This window comes from Serratia rhizosphaerae (assembly GCF_009817885.1).
Lineage (GTDB): Bacteria > Pseudomonadota > Gammaproteobacteria > Enterobacterales > Enterobacteriaceae > Serratia_B > Serratia_B rhizosphaerae.
Genome location: NZ_CP041764.1, coordinates 3,630,805 through 3,657,266 on the forward strand (window position 1 = coordinate 3,630,805; position 26,462 = coordinate 3,657,266).

The 26,462-nt window shown below is 60.9% G+C and carries 26 protein-coding genes; 17 read left to right on the forward strand and 9 right to left on the reverse strand.

The features are described from left to right. Positions 1–149: 149 nt before the first annotated feature. The 8 genes from napF (at position 150) to nudK (ending at position 6,802) form a co-directional block, all read left to right on the forward strand. The gene (gene napF, locus FO014_RS16855; RefSeq protein WP_160030354.1) at positions 150–644 is read left to right on the forward strand and encodes a ferredoxin-type protein NapF; all 495 of its coding nucleotides are present in this window, start codon (positions 150–152) and stop codon (positions 642–644) included. Beyond that, entirely contained in the window at positions 637–900 is a 264-nt protein-coding gene (gene napD, locus FO014_RS16860; protein WP_160030355.1) for a chaperone NapD, read from the forward strand. The genes napF and napD overlap by 8 nt, the downstream gene beginning before the upstream one ends. Continuing rightward, the gene (gene napA / locus FO014_RS16865; protein WP_160030356.1) at positions 897–3,383 is read left to right on the forward strand and encodes a nitrate reductase catalytic subunit NapA; all 2,487 of its coding nucleotides are present in this window, start codon (positions 897–899) and stop codon (positions 3,381–3,383) included. Before napD ends, napA begins: the two co-directional genes overlap by 4 nt. 9 nt (positions 3,384–3,392) lie before the next feature. Further along, complete coding sequence (napG, locus tag FO014_RS16870) at positions 3,393–4,145, forward strand: ferredoxin-type protein NapG (RefSeq protein WP_160030357.1); 753 nt, start codon at positions 3,393–3,395, stop codon at positions 4,143–4,145. Beyond that, complete coding sequence (gene napH / locus FO014_RS16875; protein ID WP_160030358.1) at positions 4,145–5,053, forward strand: quinol dehydrogenase ferredoxin subunit NapH; 909 nt, start codon at positions 4,145–4,147, stop codon at positions 5,051–5,053. Before napG ends, napH begins: the two co-directional genes overlap by 1 nt. After that, on the forward strand, positions 5,050–5,499 hold the full coding sequence (gene napB / locus FO014_RS16880) for a nitrate reductase cytochrome c-type subunit (protein WP_160030359.1): 450 nt from the start codon (positions 5,050–5,052) through the stop codon (positions 5,497–5,499). Before napH ends, napB begins: the two co-directional genes overlap by 4 nt. Positions 5,500–5,510: 11 nt before the next feature. After that, complete coding sequence (gene napC / locus FO014_RS16885; RefSeq protein WP_160030360.1) at positions 5,511–6,119, forward strand: cytochrome c-type protein NapC; 609 nt, start codon at positions 5,511–5,513, stop codon at positions 6,117–6,119. 110 nt (positions 6,120–6,229) lie between these two features. Continuing rightward, complete coding sequence (nudK, locus tag FO014_RS16890) at positions 6,230–6,802, forward strand: GDP-mannose pyrophosphatase NudK (protein WP_160030361.1); 573 nt, start codon at positions 6,230–6,232, stop codon at positions 6,800–6,802. 144 nt (positions 6,803–6,946) lie between these two features. Here nudK and tkt read toward each other — a convergent pair whose 3' ends face one another. The 3 genes from tkt to rpiB form a co-directional block, all read right to left on the reverse strand. Next, complete coding sequence (tkt, locus tag FO014_RS16895; RefSeq protein ID WP_160030362.1) at positions 6,947–8,941, reverse strand: transketolase; 1,995 nt, start codon at positions 8,939–8,941, stop codon at positions 6,947–6,949. A 17-nt stretch (positions 8,942–8,958) separates the two neighbouring features. Continuing rightward, a complete protein-coding gene (tal, locus tag FO014_RS16900; RefSeq protein ID WP_160030363.1) occupies positions 8,959–9,909 on the reverse strand; it encodes a transaldolase in 951 nt (316 codons plus the stop codon). Positions 9,910–10,137: 228 nt separating this feature from the next. Continuing rightward, positions 10,138–10,596, reverse strand: a complete 459-nt coding sequence (gene rpiB / locus FO014_RS16905; RefSeq protein WP_160030364.1) for a ribose 5-phosphate isomerase B — start codon at positions 10,594–10,596, stop codon at positions 10,138–10,140. A gap of 317 nt (positions 10,597–10,913) precedes the next feature. On the opposite strand from rpiB, the gene FO014_RS16910 reads away from it, so the two are divergent. From FO014_RS16910 to maeB, 7 genes are all read left to right on the forward strand, one after another. Next, positions 10,914–12,026, forward strand: coding sequence for an MDR/zinc-dependent alcohol dehydrogenase-like family protein (locus FO014_RS16910; protein WP_160030365.1), 1,113 nt, complete (start codon positions 10,914–10,916; stop codon positions 12,024–12,026). A gap of 65 nt (positions 12,027–12,091) precedes the next feature. Then, positions 12,092–13,360, forward strand: coding sequence for an MFS transporter (locus FO014_RS16915; RefSeq protein WP_160030366.1), 1,269 nt, complete (start codon positions 12,092–12,094; stop codon positions 13,358–13,360). Between the two features lie 33 nt (positions 13,361–13,393). After that, positions 13,394–14,164 carry a GolD/DthD family dehydrogenase gene (locus FO014_RS16920; RefSeq protein WP_160030367.1) on the forward strand — a complete coding sequence of 257 codons (771 nt, stop codon included), beginning with the start codon at positions 13,394–13,396 and terminating at the stop codon, positions 14,162–14,164. Between the two features lie 26 nt (positions 14,165–14,190). Beyond that, positions 14,191–15,192, forward strand: coding sequence for a dihydroxyacetone kinase subunit DhaK (locus FO014_RS16925; RefSeq protein WP_160030368.1), 1,002 nt, complete (start codon positions 14,191–14,193; stop codon positions 15,190–15,192). Between the two features lie 40 nt (positions 15,193–15,232). After that, entirely contained in the window at positions 15,233–15,853 is a 621-nt protein-coding gene (dhaL, locus tag FO014_RS16930; RefSeq protein ID WP_425500820.1) for a dihydroxyacetone kinase subunit DhaL, read from the forward strand. Between the two features lie 163 nt (positions 15,854–16,016). Further along, a complete protein-coding gene (locus FO014_RS16935; protein WP_160030370.1) occupies positions 16,017–16,979 on the forward strand; it encodes a sugar-binding transcriptional regulator in 963 nt (320 codons plus the stop codon). A 403-nt stretch (positions 16,980–17,382) separates the two neighbouring features. Then, a complete protein-coding gene (gene maeB / locus FO014_RS16940; protein WP_105232071.1) occupies positions 17,383–19,662 on the forward strand; it encodes an NADP-dependent oxaloacetate-decarboxylating malate dehydrogenase in 2,280 nt (759 codons plus the stop codon). Between the two features lie 57 nt (positions 19,663–19,719). On the opposite strand, the gene mmuM is transcribed toward maeB, so the two are convergent. Continuing rightward, the gene (gene mmuM / locus FO014_RS16945) at positions 19,720–20,661 is read right to left on the reverse strand and encodes a homocysteine S-methyltransferase (protein ID WP_160030371.1); all 942 of its coding nucleotides are present in this window, start codon (positions 20,659–20,661) and stop codon (positions 19,720–19,722) included. Beyond that, on the reverse strand, positions 20,651–22,072 hold the full coding sequence (gene mmuP / locus FO014_RS16950; RefSeq protein WP_160030372.1) for an S-methylmethionine permease: 1,422 nt from the start codon (positions 22,070–22,072) through the stop codon (positions 20,651–20,653). The genes mmuM and mmuP overlap by 11 nt, the downstream gene beginning before the upstream one ends. 157 nt (positions 22,073–22,229) lie before the next feature. On the opposite strand from mmuP, the gene FO014_RS16955 reads away from it, so the two are divergent. Beyond that, the gene (locus FO014_RS16955; RefSeq protein ID WP_160030373.1) at positions 22,230–23,072 is read left to right on the forward strand and encodes a ChaN family lipoprotein; all 843 of its coding nucleotides are present in this window, start codon (positions 22,230–22,232) and stop codon (positions 23,070–23,072) included. Here the strand turns inward: FO014_RS16955 and FO014_RS16960 are convergent. The 3 genes from FO014_RS16960 to amiA form a co-directional block, all read right to left on the reverse strand. Further along, positions 23,069–23,518, reverse strand: coding sequence for a YaiI/YqxD family protein (locus tag FO014_RS16960; RefSeq protein WP_105232067.1), 450 nt, complete (start codon positions 23,516–23,518; stop codon positions 23,069–23,071). The genes FO014_RS16955 and FO014_RS16960 overlap by 4 nt on opposite strands. Next, complete coding sequence (gene hemF, locus FO014_RS16965) at positions 23,518–24,438, reverse strand: oxygen-dependent coproporphyrinogen oxidase (protein WP_105232066.1); 921 nt, start codon at positions 24,436–24,438, stop codon at positions 23,518–23,520. Before hemF ends, FO014_RS16960 begins: the two co-directional genes overlap by 1 nt. Positions 24,439–24,504: 66 nt before the next feature. Next, positions 24,505–25,392: an N-acetylmuramoyl-L-alanine amidase AmiA gene (gene amiA, locus FO014_RS16970; protein WP_160030374.1), complete on the reverse strand. Its 888-nt coding sequence runs from the start codon at positions 25,390–25,392 to the stop codon at positions 24,505–24,507. A gap of 203 nt (positions 25,393–25,595) precedes the next feature. Here amiA and FO014_RS16975 point away from each other — a divergent pair, with 203 nt between their 5' ends. After that, a complete protein-coding gene (locus FO014_RS16975; RefSeq protein WP_105232064.1) occupies positions 25,596–26,021 on the forward strand; it encodes a GNAT family acetyltransferase in 426 nt (141 codons plus the stop codon). A 37-nt stretch (positions 26,022–26,058) separates the two neighbouring features. Here FO014_RS16975 and FO014_RS16980 read toward each other — a convergent pair whose 3' ends face one another. Further along, positions 26,059–26,451, reverse strand: coding sequence for a YgiW/YdeI family stress tolerance OB fold protein (locus FO014_RS16980; protein WP_160030375.1), 393 nt, complete (start codon positions 26,449–26,451; stop codon positions 26,059–26,061). Positions 26,452–26,462 lie beyond the last annotated feature (11 nt).

A 26,462-nucleotide genomic window follows, 5' to 3' on the forward strand; every position in this document is an offset into this window, starting at 1 on the left:
CCGCCAGGCGGTTGATAAACAATATTCCGCACTTATTTGACCTGGCGCAACGAACCCCGCTGTTTACCCCTTTCGGGTGATTATAACCCCCTATGATTAGCCCTATTTTTACTCTGCCAAAAAACACAGTAATTATAAGGATAAACAGCATGGCCGAATTGTCGCGGCGCAAACTGCTCAGCGGACAATGGCGTCGTCCCTCCAGCGTACAGCGTCCGCCCTGGGCGCATGAGGAAGCTCTGTTTATCGCCGGCTGCAGCCGCTGTCACGCCTGTGTTGACGCCTGTGAAACCGGCGTGCTGATCGCCGGTGGCGGCGGTTATCCGGAAATCGATTTTTCCCGTGCGGCATGCAGTTTTTGTCGCCGCTGCGTCAGCGCCTGTGAAGCGGACGTCTTTGACGCGACGGCGGAGAGGCCATGGCGGCTGCAGCCGAGTGTCTCGATGCGCTGCCTGGCGCTGCAGGGCGTGGAGTGCCGCAGCTGTCAGGACAGTTGCGATAGCAGGGCTATCCGCTTCCGGCCGCGCCTGGGCGGTATTGCGCAGCCCGTGCTGACGGCGGCGGCCTGCAGCGGCTGCGGCAGTTGTGTCGCGCCTTGTCCGACCAGCGCCCTCGCGCTCACCCGGAGTGAAAACAATGAATAACGAATGGCACGTCAGCGGCCTGCTGGTGCAGGCCCGCCCGGAGTCTTTTCAACGGTTGGTTCCCGCGCTGCTGGCGATCCCGGACACCGAAATACCGGCGCAGGATCGCGAACAGGGCAAGCTGGCGGTGGTGATGCAGGCGGCGCACTCGCGTGCGCTGCTGGAAAAAATTGAGTCGGCGCGCAATCTGGAAGGCGTGCTGGCGGTGTCGCTGGTTTATCACCAGCAGGATGAGCAAGGTGAGGTAATGCCATGAAACTCAGTCGTCGAGACTTCATGAAAGCCAATGCCGCTGCGGCAGCCGCCGCAGCGGCCGGGTTGACCATTCCGACGGTGGCGCAGGCGGTGGTCGGCGGTTCGGAAGAGATTAAATGGGATAAAGCGCCTTGCCGTTTCTGCGGTACGGGCTGTGGGGTGCTGGTCGGCACGCAAAACGGTCGCATCGTCGCCTCACAGGGCGATCCGGATGCGCCGGTCAACCGCGGTCTAAACTGCATCAAAGGCTACTTCCTGCCCAAAATCATGTACGGCAAAGATCGCCTGACGCAGCCGCTGCTGCGCATGAAGAACGGTCAGTACGATAAACAGGGCGAGTTTACGCCGGTCAGCTGGGATCGCGCCTTCGATGTCATGGCGGAGAAGTTCAAAGACGCGCTGCGGGAAAAAGGGCCGGATGCGGTGGGGATGTTCGGCTCCGGCCAGTGGACCATCTGGGAAGGCTACGCCGCCGCCAAACTGTTCAAGGCGGGGCTGCGCACCAACAACCTCGACCCGAACGCGCGCCACTGCATGGCCTCCGCCGTGGTGGGCTTTATGCGCACCTTCGGCATGGATGAGCCGATGGGCTGCTACGACGATATCGAGCAGGCCGACGCCTTTGTGCTGTGGGGCTCCAATATGGCGGAGATGCACCCGATTCTGTGGTCGCGCATTACTAACCGCCGCCTGAGCAGCGAGCAGGTTAACGTCTCGGTGCTCTCTACCTTCGAACACCGTAGCTTCGAGCTGGCGGATAACGCCATGGTGTTCACGCCGCAGACCGATCTGGCGATCATGAACTACATCGCCAACTACATTATTCAACACGACGCCGTCGACCACGACTTCCTGGCGCGGCACGTCAATATCCGCCAGGGGGCGACCGACATCGGCTACGGCCTGCGTCCGACGCACCCGCTGGAAAAAGCCGCCAAAAACCCGGGCAGCGACGCGTCGGAGCCGATGAGCTTTGAGGCGTTCAAGGCGTTTGTCGCCGATTATACGTTGGAGAAAACCACCGCGCTGAGCGGCGTGCCGCAGGATCAACTGGAAGCGCTGGCGAAGCTGTATGCCGATCCGAACGTTAAGGTGGTCTCCTACTGGACGATGGGCTTTAACCAGCATACGCGCGGCGTATGGGCCAATAACCTGTGTTACAACCTGCACCTGCTGACCGGCAAGATCGCCAAGCCGGGCTGCGGGCCATTCTCCCTGACCGGCCAGCCTTCCGCCTGCGGCACCGCCCGCGAGGTCGGCACTTTTGCCCACCGTCTGCCGGCCGATATGGTGGTGACCAACGACGCGCACCGCAAGATTGCTGAAGAGAAATGGCGGCTGCCGGCCGGCACCATTCCGGCCAAAGTGGGGTTGCACGCGGTGGCGCAGGACCGGGCGCTGAAAGACGGCACGCTCAATGCCTATTGGGTGATGTGCAATAACAACATGCAGGCCGGGCCGAACATTAATGAAGAGCGGATGCCGGGCTGGCGCGATGCGCGCAACTTTGTGGTGGTGTCCGATCCGTATCCGACGGTCAGCGCGCTGGCGGCAGACCTGATTTTGCCGACCGCGATGTGGGTCGAGAAAGAGGGCGCCTACGGCAACGCCGAGCGGCGCACACAGTTCTGGCGTCAGCAGGTACGCGCGCCGGGCGAGGCCAAATCTGACCTGTGGCAGCTGGTGGAGTTCTCCAGGCGCTTCAAGGTGGAAGAAGTCTGGCCGGAGACGCTGCTGGCGCAAAGCCCGCAGCTGCGCGGTAAAACGCTGTACGACGTGCTGTACGCCAACGGCAGCGTCGATCGGTTCAAACTGGATGAGATCCCGGACGATCAGCTGAACGACGAGGCGCGTGCCTGCGGTTTTTATATTCAGAAAGGGCTGTTTGAAGAGTACGCCGGCTTCGGCCGCGGCCACGGCCACGATCTGGCGGCGTTCGATATGTATCACCAGGCGCGCGGTCTGCGCTGGCCGGTGGTTGACGGTAAGGAAACCCTGTGGCGTTACCGCGAAGGCACGGACCCTTACGTGAAAGCGGGCGAGTCGGTGCGTTTCTACGGCAAACCGGACGGTAAGGCGGTGATCTTCGCGCTGCCGTACGAGCCGGCGGCGGAAAGCCCGGACGAAGAATACGATCTGTGGCTGTCGACCGGCCGCGTGCTGGAGCACTGGCATACCGGTTCAATGACCCGCCGCGTGCCGGAGCTGCACCGCGCCTTCCCGGAGGCGGTGCTGTTTATTCACCCGCTGGATGCCAAGCGTCGCAATCTGCGGCGCGGCGACAAGGTTAAAGTGCTGTCGCGCCGTGGTGAAGTGGTGAGCATGGTGGAAACCCGCGGGCGCAACCGGCCGCCGCAAGGGCTGGTGTATATGCCGTTCTTCGATGCGGCGCAGCTGGTGAATAACCTGACGCTGGACGCCACCGATCCGTTATCCAAAGAAACCGACTTCAAGAAGTGCGCGGTCAAGCTGGAGAAGGTGTAAGGGCTGCCTATGAGCCGGCAACGAGACAAGGCCCCGGCACGCCGCCGCTTCCTGCGGGATGCGGCGCGCAGCGCCGCCGGGCTGGCAGGGATCGCGGCGCTGCTGGGGTTGCAGCAGCATCAGTCGCAGGCGCGCGACGGTCTGGCGTTGCGTCCGCCGGGAGCGCTGGCGGAAGGGGATTTTGTTAACGCCTGCATCCGCTGCGGTCAGTGCGTACAGGCCTGCCCGTATCAGACGCTGAAGCTGGCGACCTTGCTGTCGCCGTTGGCGGCGGGCACGCCGTATTTTGTCGCGCGCGACGTGCCCTGCGAGATGTGTGAGGACATTCCCTGCGTTGTGGCCTGCCCGAGCGGTGCGCTCGATCCCCAACTGAGCGATATCGACCAGGCGCGGATGGGGCTGGCGGTGCTGCTGGATCATGAGAACTGCCTTAACTGGCAGGGGCTGCGCTGCGATGTCTGCTACCGCGTCTGCCCGCAGATTGACGCCGCCATCACGCTGGAGCTGCAGCGCAACCCGCGTACCGGCAAGCATGCGCTGTTTTTACCCACGGTGCACAGCGAGGCCTGTACCGGCTGCGGCAAGTGTGAGCAGGCCTGCGTGCTGGAGGAAGCGGCGATTAAAGTGCTGCCGCTGTCGCTGGCGCGCGGCCAGCTGGGCGGTCATTACCGCTGGGGCTGGCAGGAGAAACAGCGCGCCGGTCAGGCGCTGGTGCCGGAAGGCGGACAGTTGCCGGCGCACGGCGTCGGGGAGGGGAAATAATGGCGAATCCGGTTGCTCAGGCCGGCCGCGATGCGCGTCTGCGTCACGGCTGGTGGCGCAGTCACCGCTTTTTGATCCTGCGGCGCTGCAGTCAGCTGTTGATTTTACTGACGTTTCTGTCCGGCCCGCTGTGGGGCGTGTGGATCCTGCGCGGCAACTACAGCGCCAGCTTGCTGCTTGACACTGTGCCGCTCACCGATCCGCTGATGATGCTGGAAAGTCTGCTGGCCGGGCAGTGGCCGGCCTGGCTGGCCTGGGTCGGCGCGGCGGTGGTGCTGACGTACGGGTTGATCGGCAACCGGGTGTTCTGCGGCTGGGTATGCCCGCTGAATCCGCTGACCGATCTGGCGGCCTGGCTGCGGCGACGGCTGGGGCTGCGCCAGTCCGCCACGCTGTCGCGCCGGCTGCGCTACGGCATTTTGCTGATGGTGCTGGCGGGCAGCGCGCTCAGCGGCAGCCTGCTGTGGGAGTGGGTCAACCCGGTGGCGCTCACCGGACGCGGCCTGATTCACGGTGTCGCCGGCGATGCCGCCGGTTGGCTGTGCGGGTTGGCGGCGGCGTTTGGTGCCGGCATCTGGCTGCTGCTGGCGCTGTTTCTGTTCGACCTGCTGGTGGTGGAGCACGGCTGGTGCGGCCACCTGTGTCCGGTCGGCGCGATGTACGGCGTGATTGGCAGCCAGGGGGTGATGCAGGTCAGCGCGCAGCGGCGGGAGCAATGCACCCGCTGTATGGACTGTTTTCACGTCTGTCCTGAGGCGCAGATACTGCGCGAACCGCTGTTGTCGCCTGACGCCCCGCCGCAGGTGGCCAGCGATGCCTGCATTGCTTGCGGGCGCTGCATCGATGTCTGTGCGGAAAACGTATTCACAATAACAAGCAAATTTCATTCTTCGGGAGCCAAAAAATGAAAAGCACCGTACTGAAAAAGCGCGGGGCCCTGTGGGCGGCGCTGATGTCTCTGGCCGTGGCAGGTTTCGCCTTTGCCGCCACCGATGTCGATCTCAGTCAGTCGCCGGAGGTATCCGCCACCGCCGAAGGGCAGATCAAAATGCCCAAGCAGCAAGAGCGCATGGCGCTGAACTACGTCAATCAGCCGCCGATGATCCCGCACAGCATCGACGGCTACCAGGTGAGTAAAAACACCAATCGCTGCCTGCAGTGTCACGGCGTTGAGCACTACCGCACCACCGGCGCGCCGCGTATCAGCCCGACGCACTTTATCGACAGCGACGGCAGGGTGCGCGGCGACGTCGCGCCGCGTCGCTATTTCTGTCTGCAGTGCCACGTACCGCAAACCGACGCGGCGCCGATTGTCGGCAATAATTTTGAGCCGTTGCCAGGCTTTGGCAAATAACCGGAGGAACTATGGCCGAACGTAATACTGATAAAAAACCGGGGCCGATCCGCCGTTTGTGGCAATGGTGGCGCAGGTCAAGCCGGCTGGCGCTGGGCACCTTGCTGTTGCTGGGGTTTGTCGCCGGGATCCTGTTCTGGGGCGGTTTCAACACCGGGATGGAGGTGGCGAACACCGAGCAGTTCTGCATCAGCTGCCATGAAATGCGTGAAAACGTGTACGAAGAGTATATGGAGACCGTGCACTACAACAACCGCAGCGGGGTGCGCGCCACCTGCCCGGATTGTCACGTGCCGCATGAGTGGGGGCCGAAAATGCTGCGTAAGCTGAAGGCCAGTAAAGAGTTGTATGCTAAAATATTCGGCCTGATTGACACGCCGCAGAAATTTGAAAGCCACCGTCTGGCGATGGCCAGTAACGAATGGGCGCGTATGAAAGCCAATAATTCGCAGGAGTGCCGTAACTGCCATAACTTCGAATATATGGATTTCACCGCGCAAAAAACCGTGGCGGCCAAAATGCATGATAAGGCGATAGGCGAAGGGAAAACCTGTATCGACTGCCATAAAGGCATTGCCCATAAATTGCCGGATATGCGCGATGTGCCTAACGGTTTCTGACGGCTTTATCGTGCTGAACCCCGCGTAAGCGGGGTTTTTTATTAGGCGTTTTTTGCTACCGTAGCGGCGTGAAATTTTGCAGCAATGAAAAAGTGACAAAAGAAGGGTGTATGTCCGCAATAATAGGGAATGTAAAAAAAGAACTGTTAGCCGACAGTTGGTCGGTACTTAATAAATATACTTTTGACTTACAGCGCAAGAACGGCGGCGTCGTACAGCAGGTGCGGGAAGTGTATGACCGCGGTAACGGCGCGACGATACTGTTATACAACCGGGAGAAGGGCAGCGTGGTGCTGATTAATCAGTTCCGTATGCCAACCTACGTCAACGGCAATGAGAGCGGCATGCTGCTGGAAGCCTGCGCCGGCCTGCTGGAGGGCGATGCGCCGGAATACTGCGTGCGTCGTGAGGCGATGGAAGAGACCGGTTTTCAGGTGGATAAGGCGCAAAAGGTGTTTGAGGCCTATATGTCGCCGGGCGGCGTGACCGAAATCGTCCATTTCTTTATCGCTGAATATCGGGACGAACAGCGTCGTACGGTCGGGGGCGGCATTGAGGATGAAGATATTGAGGTGGTCGAGCTGCCGTTTAGCGACGCCATCGCCATGATCGCCGACGGCCGCATCAAGGACGGTAAGACCATTATGCTGCTGCAGTATCTGCAGTTGCATAATCTGATGTAAGGCACGTTTTCCGGTAACGAAAAGGCCCCTTTCGGGGCCTCAGCGTGCTGACAAAGTTAGTTATTAGGGAGAGCGTGGCGATCGACTTTGTCATCAACCTCAGGCGCCGCAAGGGCGCCTTTATTGATGGCTGCTAGCCGCCGCTTACTTCAGCAGTGCCTGAGCCTGCGCCACCACGTTCTCCACGGTGAAGCCGAACTCCTTGAACAGTTGGTCCGCCGGCGCCGACTCACCGAAGGTGGTCATGCCCACCACCGCGCCGTTCAGCCCGGTGTATTTCAGCCAGTAGTCCGCAATGCCCGCTTCAATCGCCACCCGCGCCGTGACCGCCGCCGGCAGCACCGACTCGCGGTAGGCCGCATCCTGCTTGTCGAACGCGTCGGTCGACGGCATCGACACCACGCGCGCCTTGCGGCCCGCCGCCGTCAGCTGACCCGCCGCCTCGACCGCCAGCTCCACTTCCGAGCCGGTGGCAATCAGGATAACGTCCGGCGTGCCGTCGCAGTCCTGCAGCACGTAGGCGCCGCGATACACGTTCGCCAGCTGCTCCGCCGTACGCGGCTGCTGCGCCAGGTTCTGACGCGAGAAAATCAGCGCCGTCGGGCCGTCGTTGCGCTCGATGGCGTACTGCCAGGCAATCGCCGACTCCACCTGGTCGCACGGACGCCAGGTGCTCATGTTCGGCGTTACCCGCAGGCTGGCCAGCTGCTCCACCGGCTGGTGGGTCGGGCCGTCTTCGCCCAGACCGATGGAGTCGTGGGTGTAGACGAACACGTTGCGCAGCTTCATCAGCGCCGCCATGCGCACCGCGTTACGCGCGTATTCCACAAACATCAGGAAGGTCGCCGAGTACGGCAGGAAGCCGCCGTGCAGCGCGATGCCGTTGGTGATAGCGGTCATGCCGAACTCGCGCACGCCGTAGTGGATGTAGTTGCCCGTCGGGTCTTCGTTCAGCGCTTTGGAGCCGGACCACATGGTCAGGTTGCTCGGCGCCAGGTCGGCGGAGCCGCCGAGGAATTCCGGCAGCAGTTTGCCGTAGGCTTCCAGCGCGTTCTGCGACGCCTTGCGGCTGGCGATGTTGGCCGGGTTGGCCTGCAGCTGCTCGACGTAGGCCTTGGCCTGCGCCTGCCAGTCGGCCGGCAGCTCGCCGCTCATGCGGCGGGTGAACTCGGCGGCCAGCTCCGGGAAGGCGGCGGCGTAGGCGGCAAACTTGTCGTTCCAGGCCGCTTCGCGCGCCTGACCGGCTTCCTTGGCGTCCCACTGGGCATAGATGTCCTGCGGGATTTCAAACGGCGGGTAGTGCCAGCCCAGCTGCTCGCGGGTGGCGGCCACTTCGGCGTCGCCCAGCGGCGCGCCGTGGGAGTCGTGGGTGCCGGCCTTGTTCGGCGAGCCGAAGCCGATAACGGTCTTGCACATCAGCAGGGACGGCTTGTCGGTAACCTTGCGGGCTTCCTCAATCGCCGCCTTGATGGCGTCGGCGTCGTGGCCGTCCACGCCGCGCACCACGTGCCAGCCGTAGGCTTCGAAACGCTTGGCGGTGTCGTCGGTGAACCAGCCGTCGACGTGGCCGTCGATGGAGATGCCGTTGTCATCGTAGAAGGCGGTCAGCTTGCCGAGCTTGAGGGTGCCGGCCAGGGAGCAGACTTCGTGTGAGATGCCTTCCATCATGCAGCCGTCGCCCATAAAGGCGTAGGTGTTGTGGTCGACGATGTCATGGCCCGGGCGGTTGAACTGCGCGGCCAGGGTGCGTTCGGCGATGGCGAAACCGACGGCGTTGGCGATGCCCTGCCCGAGCGGGCCGGTGGTGGTCTCGACGCCCGGGGTGTAGCCGTATTCAGGGTGTCCCGGGGTTTTGGAATGCAGCTGACGGAAGTTTTCCAGCTCGCGCATCGGCAGATCGTAGCCGGTGAGGTGCAGGAGGCTGTAAATCAACATGGAGCCATGGCCGTTGGAGAGGACGAAGCGGTCACGGTCGGCCCAGTGCGGGTTGGTCGGGTTGTGGCTGAGGTAGTCGCGCCACAGGACTTCGGCGATATCGGCCATGCCCATAGGGGCGCCCGGGTGACCGGATTTTGCTTTTTGTACGGCGTCCATGCTGAGTGCGCGGATGGCGTTGGCTAATTCTTTGCGTGAAGACATAGTAAAGCTCCGGGTAATTACAGTTCAGCGGCCAGCATGTCTTCCAGCTTTTGCTGGTCAACGGCGAACAGGCGGATGCCTTCGGCCAGTTTTTCTACCGCCATCGCGTCCTGATTATGCAACCAGCGGAATTCTGCTTCGGCCAGCGGCGCCGGCTGATGGAAACCTTCGGTAGACGGCGTCAGTTTGCGCTCAACCGGCTGTTCGCTTTGCTTCAGCTGTTCCAGCAGGTTTGGCGCGATCGTCAGGCGGTCGCAGCCGGCCAGCGCCAGGATCTGCTCAACCTTACGGAAGCTGGCGCCCATGATCACGGTCTGATAGCGGTGCTGTTTATAGTATTCATAGATGTCACGCACGGACTTCACGCCAGGATCCTGCTCGACATCGTACTCGGCGCTCGGCTGTTTTGCCTGATACCAGTCGTAGATACGGCCGACGAACGGTGAGATCAGATACACGCCTGCTTCGGCGCAGGCGCGGGCCTGGGCGAAGGAGAACAGCAGCGTCAGGTTGGTGTTGATGCCTTCTTTTTCCAGCTCTTCCGCCGCTTTGATGCCTTCCCAGGTGGAAGCCAGTTTGATCAGGATGCGTGATTTGTCGATCCCTTGTTCCTGATACATGGCGATCAACTTGCGCGCCTTGGCTACGCACATGCCGCGGTCGAAGGAGAGGCGGGCGTCCACTTCGGTGGAGATGCGGCCCGGCACGCTTTTCAGAATTTCGACGCCGATATTGACCGCCAGTTTGTCACAGGCGTTGATCAGCTGGGTTTCTTTATTGCCGCCCTGTTGGCGCGCGTAGGCCAGCGCCTCGGTAATCAGCGCTTTATATTGCGGCAGCGCGGCGGCTTTCAGGATCAGTGAAGGGTTGGTGGTTGCATCTTCCGGTTCGAACTGGCGGATGGACTCAATGTCGCCGCTGTCGGCAACCACTACGGTCAACTGCTTGAGTGCGTCTAATTGGTTCATGTATAGCTCCTTGATTTACCCTTCATCTCTAAGGGGGCAATAGCGCAGAACCACGCTTTTGCGCCATCAGGTTAAACGTCTATTTAATAGGGTGAACACACTGCATCATAGGTGTGCCAAATAAAATGCGCTTTTTCTGATTGTTGCGATGGATAAGAACAATGGATCCCGAATAAACGCAGGCAGGGCGCATGTTGGTGCGCACCTGCCTCTGACCGGAAAGCGGTTTCAGCGTGGTTGGAGCGCCTGTTCGTAATGGCTGATTTTCGCCACTTTGGGCGCCGAACCGCCGCCTTCAAACTCGGAAGCCAGCCAGGCGTCGACAATGGTTTTCGCCAGCTCGGCACCGATCACCCGCGCGCCCAGCGTAATGATCTGGGCGTCATTGCTCTTGCGCGCCCGCTGTGCCGAATAGGTATCGTGGCACTGGGCGGCGCGTATCCCCGGCACCTTATTGGCGACGATACTCATGCCAATGCCGGTGCCGCATAACAGAATACCACGTTGGTGCTGCTCATTCCTGATGGCCTGCGCCACCTGAAAGGCGATATCGGGGTAGATCCCGCTATCGTCGCCGCGATCGCGGGTGTAATCGGTCACGGCGATATCGCGTTGCTGCAGATAGGCAACGATCACATTTTTCAGTTCAATGGCGGCATCATCGGCGCCGATGGCAATAGGCAACATAACGATCTCCTGGTTGGTAGCGGAAAGGCTGACGATCCTTACTGGTACGTCTGTTGTTTAAGATATCGACAATATTACAAATGTTCAATGTATGTTCTTTTGTTTTGTTTGCTTTGAGTGTGAATGGGTTATTTTAAGTGATTAAGATCACGTAATTGATGCTTTAAGGCGCTTCAGTGGCTTTGGTAGGCGAGTTTTTGAACGTAATCACAGTTTGAACAGTTCATGGTGGGCAAATCAGCCGGCTGAGTTTAGTGTTCATTTGTTCTTATTTTGTATTAATGTTCATAATAATGACCCAGCCAGAGGACAAAACTATGTGTCAGACCTGTGTAACAGCGGCAAAAATGGCGGACGGCATCCCAGAAACCATGAAGGCGATCGTTGCCTACGCGCCCAAGGATTACCGTCTGGAAGAGGTAGCAGTGCCGAAGATCGGCCCGAAAGAGATCCTGGTGAAGATCGAGGCCTGCGGCATCTGCGCCGGCGATATCAAGGCGTTTGAAGGAGCGCCGAGCTTCTGGGGCGATGAGACGCAGCCGGCCTATATCAAGGCGCCGATGATCCCGGGCCATGAATTTATCGGCCACGTGGTCGGTTACGGCGAGGGCGTGGAAGGATTTGATATCGGCGATCGGGTGATCTCGGAACAGATCGTGCCCTGCTGGCAGTGCCGTTTCTGCAACCGCGGCCAGTACTGGATGTGTGAAAAACACGATCTGTACGGCTTCCAGAAGAACGTCAACGGCGGCATGGCCGAGTACATGAAGTTCACCAAAGAGGCGATTAACTACCACGTGCCGGCGGATCTGCCGATTGAAAAAGCCATTCTGATCGAACCTTACGCCTGCTCGTTCCATGCGGTGCAGCGCGCCAATATCAAACTGGGGGACGTGGTGGTGCTGGCCGGGGCCGGCACGCTGGGGCTGGGGATGATCGGCGCGATCAAAAAATCCGGGCCGTCGAAGCTGATCGTGCTCGATCTGTCGGACGAGCGGCTGGCGCTGGCGAAGACCTTCGGCGCGGATCTGACGCTCAACCCTACCCGCGACGACGTACCGGCGGCAGTCAAGCAGCTGACCGACGGCTACGGCTGCGATATCTACATTGAAGCCACCGGTGCGCAGAAGTCGGTGGAGCAGGGGCTGACGCTGATCCGCAAGCTCGGTACTTTTGTGGAGTTCTCGGTATTCAAGGATCCGGTGACCGTCGACTGGAGCATCATCAGCGACCGCAAAGAGCTGGACGTGCTCGGCTCACACCTTGGCCCGTACTGCTATCCGCTGGTGATTGAAGGCATTCACAACGGCGATTTGCCGACCGAAGGCGTGGTGACCCACACCCTGCCGCTGGAGCAGTTCGCCGAAGGTTTCGAGCTGATGAAGCGCGGCATAGGGTCGATCAAAGTGGTGCTTAATCCAAATCTGTAAACCTGCGCCATTCCTCGGGTGCAGGCCTGCCTGCGCCTCCACAATGACATGTGTTGGGGTGTTCTATGTTGCACGGACTGATTCATCGCATTGGTCTTTCACCGAAACTGCTGCTGGGCTATGCCGGCGTGCTGGTGTTTATGATGGGGGAAGGGCTGGAGCAGGGCTGGCTGTCGCCCTATCTGATCGGCAAGGGGCTGAGCATTCAGGAGTCGGCGCTGCTGTTCAGCGTGTATGGCTTTGCCGCCGCCATCGCCGCCTGGTTCTCCGGCGTGCTGGCGGAAATCTTCACCGCCCGTCGGGTCATGCTGGCCGGCCTGCTGCTGTTTCTGTTTGGCTCGGTGTGTTTTCTGGTGTTTGGCCTGCCCAGCAACAATCTGACGATTATGGTGCCGACCTACGCCCTGCGCGGGCTGGGCTATCCGCTGTTTGCCTACGGTTTTCTGGTGTGGGTGGCCTATGAGGCGCCGCCGGAAAGGCTGGGCTCCGCCGTCGGCATTTTCTGGTTCGTATACAGCGGCGGGCTGAGCGTGCTGGGCGTACTGTATTCCAGCATCATGCTGCCGTATCTCGGCGAGATACATACTTTGTGGAGCGCGCTGATCTTTGTGGTGCTGGGGGCGGCGATCGCGCTGTTGCTGAACCGTGGAACGCCTGATGGGCAAAGCGCCAATAAAGAGAAGGCGTCGCTCAGCTATGTGCTGAAGGGCATCACCATCGCCTTTGAGAATCCGAAGATTGGTCTGGGCGGCATCGTACGCACCATCAATACCTCGGCGGCTTACGGTTTTGTGGTGTTTATGCCGATGTACATGATGGATATGGGCTTTACCCGCACCCACTGGCTGCAGATGTACGCCGCGCTGTGGACGGTGAATATCATTTTCAACCTGATTTTCGGCGTAATCAGCGACGGCCTGGGCTGGCGTAACGTAGTGATGTGGTTCGGCTGTGTCGGCTGTGCGATCACCACGCTGATGTTCTATTACGCCCCGCAGTTCTTCGGCGCCAATTACCTGGTTACCGTGGCCGCCGCCGGTCTGTTCGGCGCCTGTCTGGCCGCCTTTGTACCGCTGTCGGCGATTATGCCGTCGCTGGCGCCGGAGAATAAAGGCGCCGCCATGTCGATTTTAAACCTCGGCGCCGGTCTGAGCACCTTTGTCGGGCCGGCGGTGGTGGGGCTGTTTATCGGCAGCCTCGGCGCGGTCGGGGTGATCTGGATCTTCACCGGTCTGTATCTGTTCAGCGGCGTGCTGATGAAATTCGTCACGCTGCCGAAAGAAGCGCCCGGCGATAGCAAAGACGCCAACCCCAGTTTGGCGAAAATATCCTGATGCACGTGATATTCACCGTTTAGGGAGAGAAAGATGAACAATCAGCAACAAACAGGCGAAGGCGCGCCGGCTTTGCAGGGCAAGGTGGCGCTGATCACCGGCGGCGGCGCCGGCATCGGCTACGCGATAGCCGAACAGTATGTGCAACACGGCGCGCGCGTGGTGCTGCTGGACCGTGCCCCCGACGTGACGGAAACGGCGCAGCGTCTCGACGCCGAGCGTGCGCTGGGCGTGGTTGCCGACGTAACCGAACAGGCATCGGTGGAGCAGGCGGTGGCCCAGAGCCTGGCGCATTTCGGCCGGCTGGACGTGCTGGTCAACAGCGCCGGCATTGTGGCGCTGAACCCGGCGGAGGCGGTGACGGAGGCGGAGTGGGACGCCACGCTGGCGGTGAACCTGAAAGGGGTCTTCCTCACCAGCCAGGCGGCCGGCCGGCATTTTATCCGTCAGCGCAGCGGCAGCATTATCAACCTGGCTTCACAGGCGGGCGTGGTGGCGCTGCCCAATCATCTGGCCTATTGCGCCAGCAAGGCCGGGGTGATTGGCCTGACGCAGGTGTTGGCGCTGGAGTGGGGGCCGCACAACGTGCGGGTGAACGCCATTTCGCCCACTGTGGTGCTGACCGAACTGGGACGCAAGGCGTGGTCCGGCGAGCCGGCGCGACAGATGCTCGACAAAATTCCGCTGCGGCGCTTTGCCGAGCCGCAGGATATCGCCGCCGGCGCGCTGTTTTTGGCCGGTGACGGCGCATCAATGATTAACGGCGCGAATCTGGTGATCGACGGCGGATACACCATTCAGTAATTCATCTTCAGGCGAGAGAGGCAGCAATGAACAGAATTATCAACGATCCCGATCATGTGGTGGAAGATGCGATTCAGGGCTATCTGCAGGCGCATCCCGACTATTTCACCCCGACCGATAACGCCCGGGTGCTGAAGTACCCTGCCGCGCCGGTCAGCGGCAAGGTGGGCATCGTCACCGGCGGCGGCTCCGGCCATGAACCGGCGTTTCTGGGCTATGTGGGCAAAAATATGCTGGATGCGGTGGCGATTGGTGAAATTTTTTCATCGCCGACCGCCGGCGCGTTTCTCGACGCGTTTAAAGCCGCCGACGGCGGCGCCGGGGTGGCCTGTCTGTACGGCAACTATGCCGGCGATAACATGAACGTCAAAATGGCGATGAAAAAGGCCGCCGCCGCCGGGATTGCGGTGAAAACCGTGGTGGCGAATGACGACGTGGCTTCGGCGCCGGCCAGTGAAATCGACAAGCGCCGCGGCGTGGCCGGGGAAATCATGATGTGGAAAGTCGGCGCCGCCGCCGCCGCCAAAGGCTATGACCTGGACGGCGTGATCGGCGCGGCGCAAAAGGCGATCGACAGCTGCCGTTCGATTGGCGTGGGGCTGAGCTCCTGCACCATTCCGGCGGTGGGCAAGCCCAATTTCCATATTGACGACGGTAAAATGGAGATCGGCATCGGCCACCACGGGGAGCCGGGCATTGAGGTGTCGCCGATCCAGCCGGCGTCGGAGATGGCGGCGACCATGCTGGATTTCATCCTCGGCGATATGCCGTTGGCGCAGGGCGATGAGGTGGCGGTGCTGGTTTCCGGGCTGGGGGCCACGCCGGTGATGGAACTGTATATCTATTATGGCGAAATCGCCCGGCGGCTGGCGGCGCGCGGCATCAATGTGCACCGTCGCTATGTCGGCAACTATTTCACCTCGCTGGAGATGATGGGCGTGACGCTGACAATCATGAAGCTGGATGATGAACTGAAAACCCTTATCGATATGCCGAGCCAGTCGCTGGGCTTGACCCAGGTGGAGTGAAGTGATGACAGAACAGATTTCAACGCAGTACGGTAATGAGATGGTGGAAGGGCTGGTGGCGGTGATCGTCAGCCACCGTGACGTCCTGAGTGAGATCGACGGCGCGATCGGCGACGGCGACCACGGCATCAACATGGCCAAGGGATTTACCTTGTGCGGTGAGGCGATGAAAGGCAAGACGCTGTCGCTGGCGCAGGCGTTCGATACGCTGTCCGATGCGCTGATGGAGGGCATCGGCGGTTCAATGGGGCCGCTGTACGGCAGCCTGTTTATGGGCATGGCGGACAGCGTGCGCGACAAGGCGCAGCTGGATGCGCCGGCGTTTCTCGCCATGCTGCAGCAGGGGCTGAGCGAGCTGCAGGACATCAGCAGCGCCGGCGTCGGTGATAAATGCCTGATGGATACGCTGATCCCGGCGCTGGCGGCGTTCGAGCAGGCGCTGCAGCGCGGCGACGACTTTTCCGGCGCGCTGGCGCAGATGAAGCAGGCGGCGGCGGACGGGCGCGATTCCACCCGCGATCTGGTGGCGAAAATCGGCCGTGCCAGCCGGCTGGGCGAGAGGTCGCGCGGCGTGCTGGATGCGGGGGCGGTCTCGTGCTGCCTGCTGCTGACCACGCTGGCGGAGGCGACGGAGCGGCGTTTGCAGACCGTTGCCGCCTGAGCCGGCGGAGTTGCTGCGGCGTTTCGGCGCCGCCTTGATGCAACGTCAATTATTTAGGGTATATACTGGCGACAGTGAAGTTTTATCGCACAATGGGTTCAGAGCCTCTGAACCCATTGCCGTCGATAACCGGCCAAACCTGCCGTGGGGAATCGTGTAACGGATGGAAAAACAAACAGTGTCCCAGGATAACGAACTACTGACTGAAATTGCCGTTGCGTATTATCAGGACGAAATCACCCAGGAAGAGATTGCAAAAAAATTCGGCATCTCGCGCATTAAAGTGGGGCGTCTGCTCAAACGTGCGAAAGAAGAGGGCATCGTTGAGATTACCGTGCGTTACCACCCGGTGTTCAGCACCCGGCTGGAACAGCAGATGCTGGAGCGGTTTCCCATCAGCCGCGCGCTGATCGCCCTCGACCATCAGGATGAAGATGAGCAGCGGCGGCAGGTGGCGGCGCTGGTGTCCAATTATCTGTCGATGTCGCTGAAGGATGATATGGTGCTGGCGGTCGGGCAGGGGCGCAACGTGGCGGCGATTGCCGATCACGTCGGCAGCGTGCCGGAGCGCAACTGCAAGTTTATCAGCGGGATCGGCGGCACCCACCGGCCCGGCGATGCGATTAACGCCGACCACATCAGCCGCCGGCTGGCGAAAAAGTTCGGCGGCAGCAGTGAGACGCTGTACGCGCCGGCCTACGTGGAGAACCGTGCGCTGAAGCAGGCCTTTATGCAAAACGGCACCATCAAAGAGACGCTGGACCGGGCGCGCAAGGCCGATGTGGCGCTGGTGGGCATCGGCGATATGAACGAAAACAGCTATATGGTCAAACTGGGCTGGTTTACGCCGCATGAGATTATCGACGCCAGCCTGAATCAGGGCGTGATCGGCGATATCGCCGGCTATGATTTTTTCAACGCCCAGGGGCAGCATGTGGATACGGTGATGAACGATCGGGTGATCGGGCTGAGCATCGACGAGCTGCGTAAAATTCCCTGCGTCATCGCCATCGCGTCGGAAAACACCAAGGCGCTGGCGATCCTCGGCGCGCTGCGCACCGGCGCGATTGATATTATCGCCACCAGCGCGCTGAATATCCGCACCCTGCTGAATATGTCGCAGTAGGCGGCAACCCTCCCACTTCGCAATAAAAAGGGTCAGCGCTGCGCTGACCCTCGGGCGTCAATTTATCGGGTAATTGTTCAGGTTAGCGTCAATCGCCTGATAGAACGCGTTGGCGCTATCGACGCCGGGCTGGTAGGGCCTTTAGAGCGGCGGTTTTTTTCTTGTTCATTCTGTGTTACTTGTTTTTAACCTAATGTATACCTTTCATACATGAAGTTGTCCTGAACCGGCGGGCGCAGCGTCTGGATGTGGCTTCGCACTGCCGCAACTTCAATTATTTCAGGTATCTGAAAGTTTCGTGCAGGGTTATGGCAGGCTTCAAAGTTTGCGGCGATTCTCTCACTATACTGGTGTAACAAAACAGCCTTACCTCAGATAAAAGTAAAAAACAAAGGACCCTATAATGGACGAACAGCTCAAACAGAGTGCCCTTGATTTCCATCAGTATCCTGTTCCAGGGAAAATCCAGGTTTCCCCGACCAAACCGCTGGCTACCCAGCGCGATCTGGCGCTGGCCTACTCGCCGGGCGTGGCTGCGCCTTGCCTGGAGATCGCCGAAGATCCGCTGGCGGCCTACAAATATACCGCCCGCGGCAACCTGGTGGCGGTGATCTCCAACGGCACCGCGGTGCTGGGGCTGGGCAATATCGGCGCGCTGGCCGGCAAGCCGGTGATGGAAGGCAAGGGCGTACTGTTCAAGAAGTTTTCCGGCATCGACGTGTTCGATATTGAAGTGGATGAGAATGACCCGGATAAGCTGATTGACGTAATCGCCGCGCTGGAGCCGACCTTTGGCGGCATCAACCTGGAGGATATCAAGGCGCCGGAGTGTTTCTATATCGAGAAGAAACTGCGCGAGCGGATGAAAATTCCGGTGTTCCACGATGACCAGCACGGCACGGCGATCATCACCACGGCGGCGGTGCTGAACGGCCTGCGGGTGGTGAAGAAAAATATCTCCGACGTGCGTCTGGTGGTGTCCGGCGCCGGCGCGGCGTCGATCGCCTGCCTTAACCTGCTGGTGGCGCTGGGGCTGCATCCGCAGAACATCACGGTGTGTGACTCCAAAGGGGTGATCTACAAAGGCCGTGACGAGAAAATGGAAGAAACCAAGGCCGCCTATGCGATCGCGGACAACGGGCAGCGCACGCTGGCCGACGCGATTCCGAACGCCGATATCTTCCTTGGCTGCTCCGGCCCGGGCGTCCTGACGCAGGAGATGGTGAAAACCATGGCGCGGGACCCGCTGATCATGGCGCTGGCCAACCCGGAGCCGGAAATTCTGCCGCCGCTGGCGAAGGAAGTGCGCCCGGACGCGATTATCTGCACCGGTCGTTCCGACTACCCGAACCAGGTCAACAACGTACTGTGCTTCCCGTTTATTTTCCGCGGCGCGCTGGACGTCGGCGCCACCACCATCAACGAAGAGATGAAGCTGGCCTGCGTACACGCGATTGCCGATCTGGCGCTGGCGGAGCAGAGCGACGTGGTGGCGTCCGCCTATGACGATCAGGATCTGTCATTCGGCCCGGACTACATTATTCCCAAGCCGTTTGACCCGCGCCTGATCGTCAAGATCGCGCCGGCGGTGGCCAAGGCGGCGATGGATTCCGGCGTGGCGATGCGGCCGATTGAAGACTTCGACGCCTACGTAGAGAAACTGACCGAGTTCGTTTACAAAACCAACCTGTTTATGAAGCCTATTTTCGCCCAGGCGCGCAAAGAGATGAAGCGCGTGGTGCTGGCCGAAGGCGAAGAAGAGCGGGTGCTGCACGCCACGCAGGAACTGGTGTCGCAGGGGCTGGCATTCCCGATTCTGGTGGGGCGTCCGAGCGTGATTGAGATGCGGCTGAAGAAGCTGGGCCTGCAGATGACGCCGGGCAAAGACTTCGAAGTGGTGAATAACGAATCCGATCCGCGCTTTAAAGAATACTGGGGCGAGTATTACCAGATCATGAAGCGCCGCGGCGTCTCGCAGGAGCAGGCACGCCGTGCGGTGATCGGCAACCCGTCGCTGATTGCCGCCATTATGCTGCACCGCGGCGAGGCCGACGCGATGATTTGCGGCACCATCGGCAGCTACCATGAGCACTACGAGGTAGTGAAAAACGTGTTCGGTTTCCGCGAAGGAACGCACGTCGCCGGGGCGATGAATGCCTTGCTGCTGCCAAGCGGCAACACCTTTATCGCCGATACCTATGTCAACGACGACCCGACGCCGGAACAGCTGGCGGAAATTACCCTGATGGCGGCGGAAACCGTGCGGCGCTTTGGTATTGAGCCGAAGGTTGCGCTGCTGTCGCACTCCAGCTTCGGCTCTTCCGACTGCCCGGCGGCGCGCAAAATGCGTAAAACGCTGGAGCTGGTCAACAGCATGGCGCCGGAGTTGGAAATTGACGGCGAAATGCACGGCGACGCCGCGCTGGTGGAAAGCATTCGTCACGATCTGATGCCGGACAGCCCGCTGAAAGGCTCGGCCAACCTGCTGATCATGCCGAACATGGAGGCCGCGCGTATCAGCTATAACCTGCTGCGCGTCTCTTCCTCGGAAGGGGTGACCGTCGGGCCGGTATTGATGGGGGTGTCGAAGCCGGTGCATATCCTGACGCCGATCGCCTCGGTGCGACGCATCGTCAATATGGTGGCGCTGGCGGTGGTTGAGGCACAGACCGCGCCGCTGTAATCGTCGCACGGTGGCGTATATGAGAAGGGCGCAGCATTTGCTGCGCCCTTTTTTCGTTTAGCGTCCGGCGAGCTGTCCGGCAATAGCGCGGATATCCTGCGGCGTGGTTCGGCAGCAGCCGCCGATCAGGCGCGCGCCGCTCTGTCGCCAGGCGTCCGCCTGGCTGCCCAGGCTGCCGTGCTCACCGCCGCAGGCGTGCCAGGTTTTGCTGACCGCGTCGTAGTGTTCGCCGGAGTTCGGGTACGCCAGCAGCGGCAGCGTGGTCAGGGCGGCCAGCGTTCGCAGCGCCGGGGTAACCTGTTCCAGCGCGATGCAGTTAACGCCGACAGCCAGCGCCTGCGGGCTGTTGTTCAGCAGGGCAGCGACCTCGGCAAGCGGCGTGCCGTCGCTCAGGTGCTCGCTGTCGCGCAGCGTAAAGGAGAACCAGGCGCCCAGCGTCGGGTAGTCCGCCAGCAGCGTCAGCAGCGCCTGCAGCTCGGCGAACGAGGGCAGGGTTTCGCAGGCCAGCAGGTCGACGCCGGCGGCGGCCAGCGCGTCGATGCGCGGGCGGTGGAAGGCGATCATTTCTGCCTGCGGCAAGTGATAATCACCCCGGTATTCGGAACCGTCGGCCAGAAACGCGCCGTAAGGGCCGACGGAGCCGGCCACCAGCAGCGGCGCTTCCTGCGGCTGCTGCGCCAGATAATCCGTACGCGCCTGCTGCGCCAGCTGCACGCTTTTGGCAATCAGCGCCAACGCCTGTTTTTCATCCAGGTCGCGGCGCAGAAAGCCCTGCGGCGTGGCCTGGTAGCTGGCGGTGATGGCGCACTGCGCGCCGGCGCGGAAGTAATCCAGATGCACCTGATAGATAAGCGTTGGGTTTTCCAGCAGCACCTTGGCGGACCAGAGCGGATCGCTCAGATCGCAGCCGCGCGCCTCCAGCTCGGTGGCCAGCGCGCCGTCGAGAATCAACGAGCGTCCGTCGGCCAGCAGCGGGGCCAGAGGATTATTAACCGACATGTTTTTCTCCTGCATTGAGTTCGGTGGTTTTTTTGCCCGCGCCGTGGCTGAAGTAGTAAGCGGCGTAGCACAGCGCGACAAACGGCAGGCCGCAATAGAGCGCAATACGCTGTTCGGCGTCGAAGGCCAGGCCGATACAGGCCAGCAGGCAGAGCGCGAAGCCGGCGATCGGCGTCAGCGGGTAGGCGGGCGCGCGGAATTTGAGGCCGCTCAGCGGCTGGCCGCTGCGCAGATAGCTGCGGCGAAACGCATAGTGGGCCGCGCAGATGCTCAGCCATACCGCCACCACGGCAAAGCCGGAAATCGCCGACAGCGCCACAAAGACCGTATCCGGCGCAATCACACTGGTCAGCAGTGCCAGCACGCCGCCGATCATACTGAAGGTCAGGGCGTTAAACGGAATGCCGCGACGGTTAACCCGGGCGAAATAGGCCGGCAGCGTACGCTGATTGGCCAGCGACCACAGCATGCGGCCAGAGGCGTACAGCCCAGAATTGGCGGCCGACAGAATGGCGGTCAGGATCACGAAGTTGAAGATATCGGCGGCATAGGGCACGCCGATGCGCTCGAACACCAGCACAAACGGGCTTTTCACCACACCGGCCTGCTCCATCGGCAGCAGGGCCGCCAGTACGAACACGGTGCCGATAAAGAACACCATCAGGCGGATCACCGTGGTGCGAATCGCCCAGGGCAGCACTTTTTCCGGGTTTTCGGTTTCACCGGCGGCAATGCCGATCAGTTCCGTGCCGGAAAAGGCGAAGTTCACCGCCACCATGGTCATCAGAATCGGCAGCGTACCGTTCGGCAGCCAGCCGGAGGCGGTCAGGTTATGCAGGAACGGCGCCGGCGTGCCGTCCTTCATCGGAATAATGCCGAACAGCGCCGCGCCGCCCAGAATGATAAACGCCAGAATGGTGACGACCTTGATCAGCGAAAACCAGAATTCGCTTTCGGCGAAAAAGCGGGTGGTGACCACGTTCAGCAGGAAGATTGCCGCGCAGAAAACCAGGCACCACAGCCACACCGGCGACTGCGGGAACCAATACTGCATACAGAAACCGGCGGCGGTCAGGCTGGAGCCGAGCGCCACCGTCCAGGTCAGCCAATACAGCCAGGCGACGGTGTAGCCGGTCGCCGGCCCGAGATAGCGCGACGCGTAAACGTGAAACGCGCCGGTTTCCGGCATGGCGACGGAGAGTTCGCCCAGGCACAGCATCACCAGATAGACCACCAGGGCGCCGATCAGATAGGCCAGCAGCGTGCCGAGCGCGCCGGTGGTGGCGATAATATAGCCGGTGTTGAAGAACAGGCCGGTGCCGATAACCCCGCCGAGGGAAAGCATCACCAGATGGCGGGCCTTCATACTGCGTTTGAACTGCCCTTCATGGGTGACAGAAGATGTTTGCATTGGCTGTCCGTATAGACGTCTAAATATCTAAATGGCTAATCGTTATACCTGCTCCGTGCGGCGAAATCAATGCGCAAAGCGGTTTGACGCTAATTTGTTATTTGGAAATGATAATTGTTATCTATAATGGGCGCACCATCGGCTGAGGGGCAACATTATGAAATTTTTGGTTTTCATTGCGGCGCTGGCGCTCAGCGCCTGTGCGCATTTTCCTGCTGCTCAGCGTGCTGAGCCGGTTGCGCCGCCGCCGGGAACCATCACCGATTTGCGCAGCGGTGAAACGCTGACGCCGTCACAGCTGTTGGCGCGGCTGGCGGCAGCGCCGCGGCTGATCGTCGGCGAAAAGCACGACAACGCCTGCCATCATCGCGCGGAGCTGTGGCTGCTGCAGCAGTTGCCGCAGCAGCGCCCGCAGGGCAGCGTGCTGCTGGAGATGATCAACCCCGATCGGCAGGCGCAGGTTGATGCGCTGCAGGCGCGTCTGCGGCGTGGCGAACGGGTCGCACCGGGCGAACTGCCGGCAGAACTGGGCTGGCGGCAGAGCTGGCCGTGGGCGCAGTATGGCGATCTGGTGACTGCCGCGCTGGCGGCGCCGTATCCGCTGTGGTCGGCCAATCTGGATCGCAGCGAGATTATGGCGATTTATCAACGGCCGCAGCTGCCGCCGGGCAGGCAGTCCACCCGCGCCGCGGTGCGACAGGGGCTGGCAGAGACCATTCGTGCGGCACACGGCGGCCAGATTGAGCAGCAGCAGCTGGCGGCGATGGTTGCGATTCAACAGCAGCGCGATCGCCGGATGGCGCAGCGGCTGCTGGCGGCGCCGACGCCGAGCCTGCTGATCGCCGGCGGTTATCACGCTTCCCGGTTGGTGGGTGTGCCGCTGCATATGCAGGATTTACAGCCGGCCGTGCAGCCGGCGGTGTTGATGCTGGTGGAACAGGGGAGCGAAGTGGGTAAGGAGCAGGCCGACTATCTGTGGGCGACGCCGGCGACGGATTAGCGTTTGCTCTGCTGCAGCCATTTATCCAGTTCGTTGGCGAACTGCTGACGGTCGCGCTGGTTCAGGGCGTTCGGGCCGCCGGTCTGAATGCCGCTGGCGCGCAGCGTATCCATAAAATCGCGCATGTTGAGCCGTTCGCGAATGGTTGCCGGCGTATAGCGTTCGCCGCGCGGATTCAGCGCCGCCGCGCCTTTTTCTATCACCTCCGCCGCCAGCGGAATATCGGCGGTGATCACCAGATCGCCCGCTTCGCAGCGGCGGACGATCTCATTGTCCGCCACGTCGAAACCGGCTGCCACCTGCAGCGTGCGCAAATACTTTGACGGCGGCGTGCGCAACGGCTGATTGGCCACCAGCGTCACCAGCGTGGCGGTGCGATCGGCGGCGCGGTACAGCACCTCTTTAATCACGTTCGGACAGGCGTCCGCATCAACCCAGATCTGCATTACGCCTCCTCCTGCAGCCAGTCGCGCACCGGCAGGAAATCGCGGTACAGCAGCGCTTCCGGGCTGCCTTCTTCCGGCTGGTAGCCGTATTCCCAGCGTACCAGCGGCGGCATCGACATCAGGATCGACTCGGTGCGCCCGCCGGTCTGCAGGCCGAACAGCGTGCCGCGATCCCACACCAGATTGAACTCGACGTAGCGGCCGCGGCGGTACAGCTGAAACGCACGCTCTTTCTCGCCCCAGCTCAGGGTTTTGCGCTTCGCCACGATCGGCAGATAGGCATCGAGGAAACCGTTGCCGACCGCGCGAGTAAAGGCAAAGCAGTGCTCAAAGTCCGGGCTGTTCAGATCGTCGAAGAACAGCCCGCCGATGCCGCGCGCTTCATTGCGGTGTTTGATAAAGAAATAGTCGTCGCACCACTTCTTATAGCGGGGATAGACCTCGTCGCCGAACGGCGCACACAGCTGCTGGGCGGTACGGTGCCAGTGCACCGCGTCCTCTTTGAAGCCGTAATAGGGGGTTAAATCGAAACCGCCGCCGAACCACCATACCGGCGCTTCGCCCGGCTTTTCGGCGATAAAGAAGCGCACGTTGGCGTGGCTGGTGGGGATATAAGGATTCAGCGGGTGGATCACCAGGGAGACGCCCATCGCCTGAAAACTGCGGCCCGCCAGCTCCGGCCGGTGCGCGGTGGCGGAAGCCGGCAGCATGGCGCCGGAGACGTGCGAAAAGTTGACCCCGGCCTGTTCGAATACCGCGCCTTCGGTCAGCACCCGGCTGCGGCCGCCGCCGCCTTCTGCGCGCGTCCAGTTGTCTTCGACAAAGGCGCCGCCACCGTCGGCCTGCGCCAGTTGTTCGCAGATGCGGTCTTGCAGCGCCAGCAGGAAGGATTTTACTTCAGCGATATCGGGTGAACTCATAGGGCATTTCGCAATGTCAGTCTTAATCAGCCGACAAGTATATACCCAAAAGCCCGTCCGGGGCGATCAGGCCGTACGCCGGCGGCGATCGGCATCATGGAAGAAGGCAAGGATACCGTCGGCGATAGCGCGGGCGATTTTTTCGCGAAAGGCGGTGGTGCCGAGCAGCTGCTCTTCATGCGGATTGGTGATAAACGAGGTTTCCACCAGCACCGACGGAATGGAAGGGGATTTCAGCACCGCAAACGCCGCCTGCTCGGTGCTTTGGCTGTGCAGATGGTGCACCGGACGGATCTGCCCCAGCACGTGACGGCCGAGGGTCAGGCTGTTGTTGATGGTGTTGGTCTGCACCAGATCGAACAGCGCCTGCTGCAGATAATTATCCTGCTGTTTGTATTTAGCGCCGGCTACCTCATCGGCGGCGTTTTCACGTTTTGACAGATAGCGCGCCATGGCGCTGCTGGCGCCGCGGTTGGACAGGGCGAAGACCGATGCGCCGGAGGCCGACGGATTGGTGAAGCCATCGGCGTGGATGGAAATAAACAGATCGGCCTGATGCTGATGGGCGATTTCCACCCGCTGGAACAGCGGAATAAAGTGGTCTTCTTCACGCGTCAGCCGCGCCTCGACGTGATCGTGCTGGTGCAGAAAGCGGCGCACGTGATTGGCAATCTCCAGCACCACGTGTTTTTCCTGCGACCCTTCGTGACCTACCGCGCCGGAGTCGATGCCGCCATGGCCGGGGTCGAGCATCACCAGCCGTTTGGCGCCCGCCGGCTTGGCGGCCGGTTTGGCGTGTGCGCTGCGCAGCATGCCGCCGGACTCCCGCGCCTGCGCCGCGCCGGCTTTGCCGCCGAGCAGGGCAAACGCCAGGCCCGACAGCAACAGGTGGCGACGTGAGGAGGAGGTGTTCAGCGGGGTGAAGTTAAGAAAAGATTTTGCCTGTTTTTTCATGCCGTTGTGCTCCGTCGCTGCAAACCGTTTGCAATGTTATATCGTATTGAACGGTGTCGATCGAGATGATAACTATTTCCATTTATTAACATGGTTACCGTTTCCGATAGCGGAAAAAGACCTTCTCTTTCAGCGTCCTTGCGGCAACGCCGCTGATTTGGGATATAATCAGAGAAATAACTCATGAACAGCGGCGAACAACGATGGAAATTCGCGTATTTCGGCAAGACGACTTTGAAGAGGTCATCACGCTCTGGGAAAGGTGCGATCTGTTGCGCCCGTGGAACGATCCGGAAATGGATATTGAACGTAAACTGCATCACGATGCCGATCTGTTCCTGGTGGCAGAGGTTGGCGGCGAGGTGGTGGGATCGGTGATGGGCGGTTATGACGGCCACCGCGGTTCGGCGTACTATCTTGGTGTACATCCGGATTATCGCGGTCGCGGTATCGCCAACGCGCTGATTAACCGGCTGGAGAAGAAGCTGATGGCGCGCGGCTGTCCGAAAATCAATCTGATGGTGCGCGAAGATAACGACACCGTGGTCGAAATGTATGAAAAACTCGGCTATGAGATCCAGGGCATTACCAGCCTGGGGAAACGGTTAATCGAGGATCAGGAATACTGAACCGAGAGGGCGGCCCTGCCGGCCGCCCCGTCAGCGGTTACTGGATTTTCTTGATGTTTTTCACATCCAGTTCCAGGTTGCTCCAGTCTTTATCGACTTTACCTTCCAACTGCACCTTGTCTTTCGGCGTGATGGTCTGGCCGTTCCAGCGTTTGTGGTCAATTTCCACCGTCAGCGTGCCGGTGGTGTCGCGGAAGGTATAAGTATCGTCGCCGACGCGCTGTTCAATATTGCCTTGCAGCATCACCCAGGCGTCGTCGCTCATCGATTTCACCTTATCGACCGTGGTCAGCGAGGCGCTGGGGCCGGAAAAGCCGCCCTGCTGAGTCTGCTGAACGTTCTGTGAACTAGGGCCGTTGAAACCGCCCTGTTGCGCCAGAACCGGGGTGCTGCACAGAGCGATTAATGCTGCCAGAGTCAGTTTTTTCATCGTTAAGCTTC

What these genes read in the sequence shown, in the direction of transcription:
- FO014_RS16975 (WP_105232064.1), top strand. Translation starts at nt 25,596, where the DNA reads ATGGAAATTCGCGTATTTCGGCAAGACGACTTTGAAGAGGTCATCACG.
- napB (WP_160030359.1), top strand. Translation starts at nt 5,050, where the DNA reads ATGAAAAGCACCGTACTGAAAAAGCGCGGGGCCCTGTGGGCGGCGCTG.
- napD (WP_160030355.1), top strand. Translation starts at nt 637, where the DNA reads ATGAATAACGAATGGCACGTCAGCGGCCTGCTGGTGCAGGCCCGCCCG.
- FO014_RS16980 (WP_160030375.1), bottom strand. Translation starts at nt 26,451, where the DNA reads ATGAAAAAACTGACTCTGGCAGCATTAATCGCTCTGTGCAGCACCCCG.
- napC (WP_160030360.1), top strand. Translation starts at nt 5,511, where the DNA reads ATGGCCGAACGTAATACTGATAAAAAACCGGGGCCGATCCGCCGTTTG.
- tal (WP_160030363.1), bottom strand. Translation starts at nt 9,909, where the DNA reads ATGAACCAATTAGACGCACTCAAGCAGTTGACCGTAGTGGTTGCCGAC.
- FO014_RS16955 (WP_160030373.1), top strand. Translation starts at nt 22,230, where the DNA reads ATGAAATTTTTGGTTTTCATTGCGGCGCTGGCGCTCAGCGCCTGTGCG.
- mmuP (WP_160030372.1), bottom strand. Translation starts at nt 22,072, where the DNA reads ATGCAAACATCTTCTGTCACCCATGAAGGGCAGTTCAAACGCAGTATG.
- mmuM (WP_160030371.1), bottom strand. Translation starts at nt 20,661, where the DNA reads ATGTCGGTTAATAATCCTCTGGCCCCGCTGCTGGCCGACGGACGCTCG.
- FO014_RS16960 (WP_105232067.1), bottom strand. Translation starts at nt 23,518, where the DNA reads ATGCAGATCTGGGTTGATGCGGACGCCTGTCCGAACGTGATTAAAGAG.
- FO014_RS16920 (WP_160030367.1), top strand. Translation starts at nt 13,394, where the DNA reads ATGAACAATCAGCAACAAACAGGCGAAGGCGCGCCGGCTTTGCAGGGC.
- FO014_RS16915 (WP_160030366.1), top strand. Translation starts at nt 12,092, where the DNA reads ATGTTGCACGGACTGATTCATCGCATTGGTCTTTCACCGAAACTGCTG.
- amiA (WP_160030374.1), bottom strand. Translation starts at nt 25,392, where the DNA reads ATGAAAAAACAGGCAAAATCTTTTCTTAACTTCACCCCGCTGAACACC.
- dhaL (WP_425500820.1), top strand. Translation starts at nt 15,233, where the DNA reads ATGGTGGAAGGGCTGGTGGCGGTGATCGTCAGCCACCGTGACGTCCTG.
- maeB (WP_105232071.1), top strand. Translation starts at nt 17,383, where the DNA reads ATGGACGAACAGCTCAAACAGAGTGCCCTTGATTTCCATCAGTATCCT.
- napF (WP_160030354.1), top strand. Translation starts at nt 150, where the DNA reads ATGGCCGAATTGTCGCGGCGCAAACTGCTCAGCGGACAATGGCGTCGT.
- hemF (WP_105232066.1), bottom strand. Translation starts at nt 24,438, where the DNA reads ATGAGTTCACCCGATATCGCTGAAGTAAAATCCTTCCTGCTGGCGCTG.
- napA (WP_160030356.1), top strand. Translation starts at nt 897, where the DNA reads ATGAAACTCAGTCGTCGAGACTTCATGAAAGCCAATGCCGCTGCGGCA.
- FO014_RS16925 (WP_160030368.1), top strand. Translation starts at nt 14,191, where the DNA reads ATGAACAGAATTATCAACGATCCCGATCATGTGGTGGAAGATGCGATT.
- napG (WP_160030357.1), top strand. Translation starts at nt 3,393, where the DNA reads ATGAGCCGGCAACGAGACAAGGCCCCGGCACGCCGCCGCTTCCTGCGG.
- napH (WP_160030358.1), top strand. Translation starts at nt 4,145, where the DNA reads ATGGCGAATCCGGTTGCTCAGGCCGGCCGCGATGCGCGTCTGCGTCAC.
- FO014_RS16935 (WP_160030370.1), top strand. Translation starts at nt 16,017, where the DNA reads ATGGAAAAACAAACAGTGTCCCAGGATAACGAACTACTGACTGAAATT.
- rpiB (WP_160030364.1), bottom strand. Translation starts at nt 10,596, where the DNA reads ATGTTGCCTATTGCCATCGGCGCCGATGATGCCGCCATTGAACTGAAA.
- FO014_RS16910 (WP_160030365.1), top strand. Translation starts at nt 10,914, where the DNA reads ATGTGTCAGACCTGTGTAACAGCGGCAAAAATGGCGGACGGCATCCCA.
- tkt (WP_160030362.1), bottom strand. Translation starts at nt 8,941, where the DNA reads ATGTCTTCACGCAAAGAATTAGCCAACGCCATCCGCGCACTCAGCATG.
- nudK (WP_160030361.1), top strand. Translation starts at nt 6,230, where the DNA reads ATGTCCGCAATAATAGGGAATGTAAAAAAAGAACTGTTAGCCGACAGT.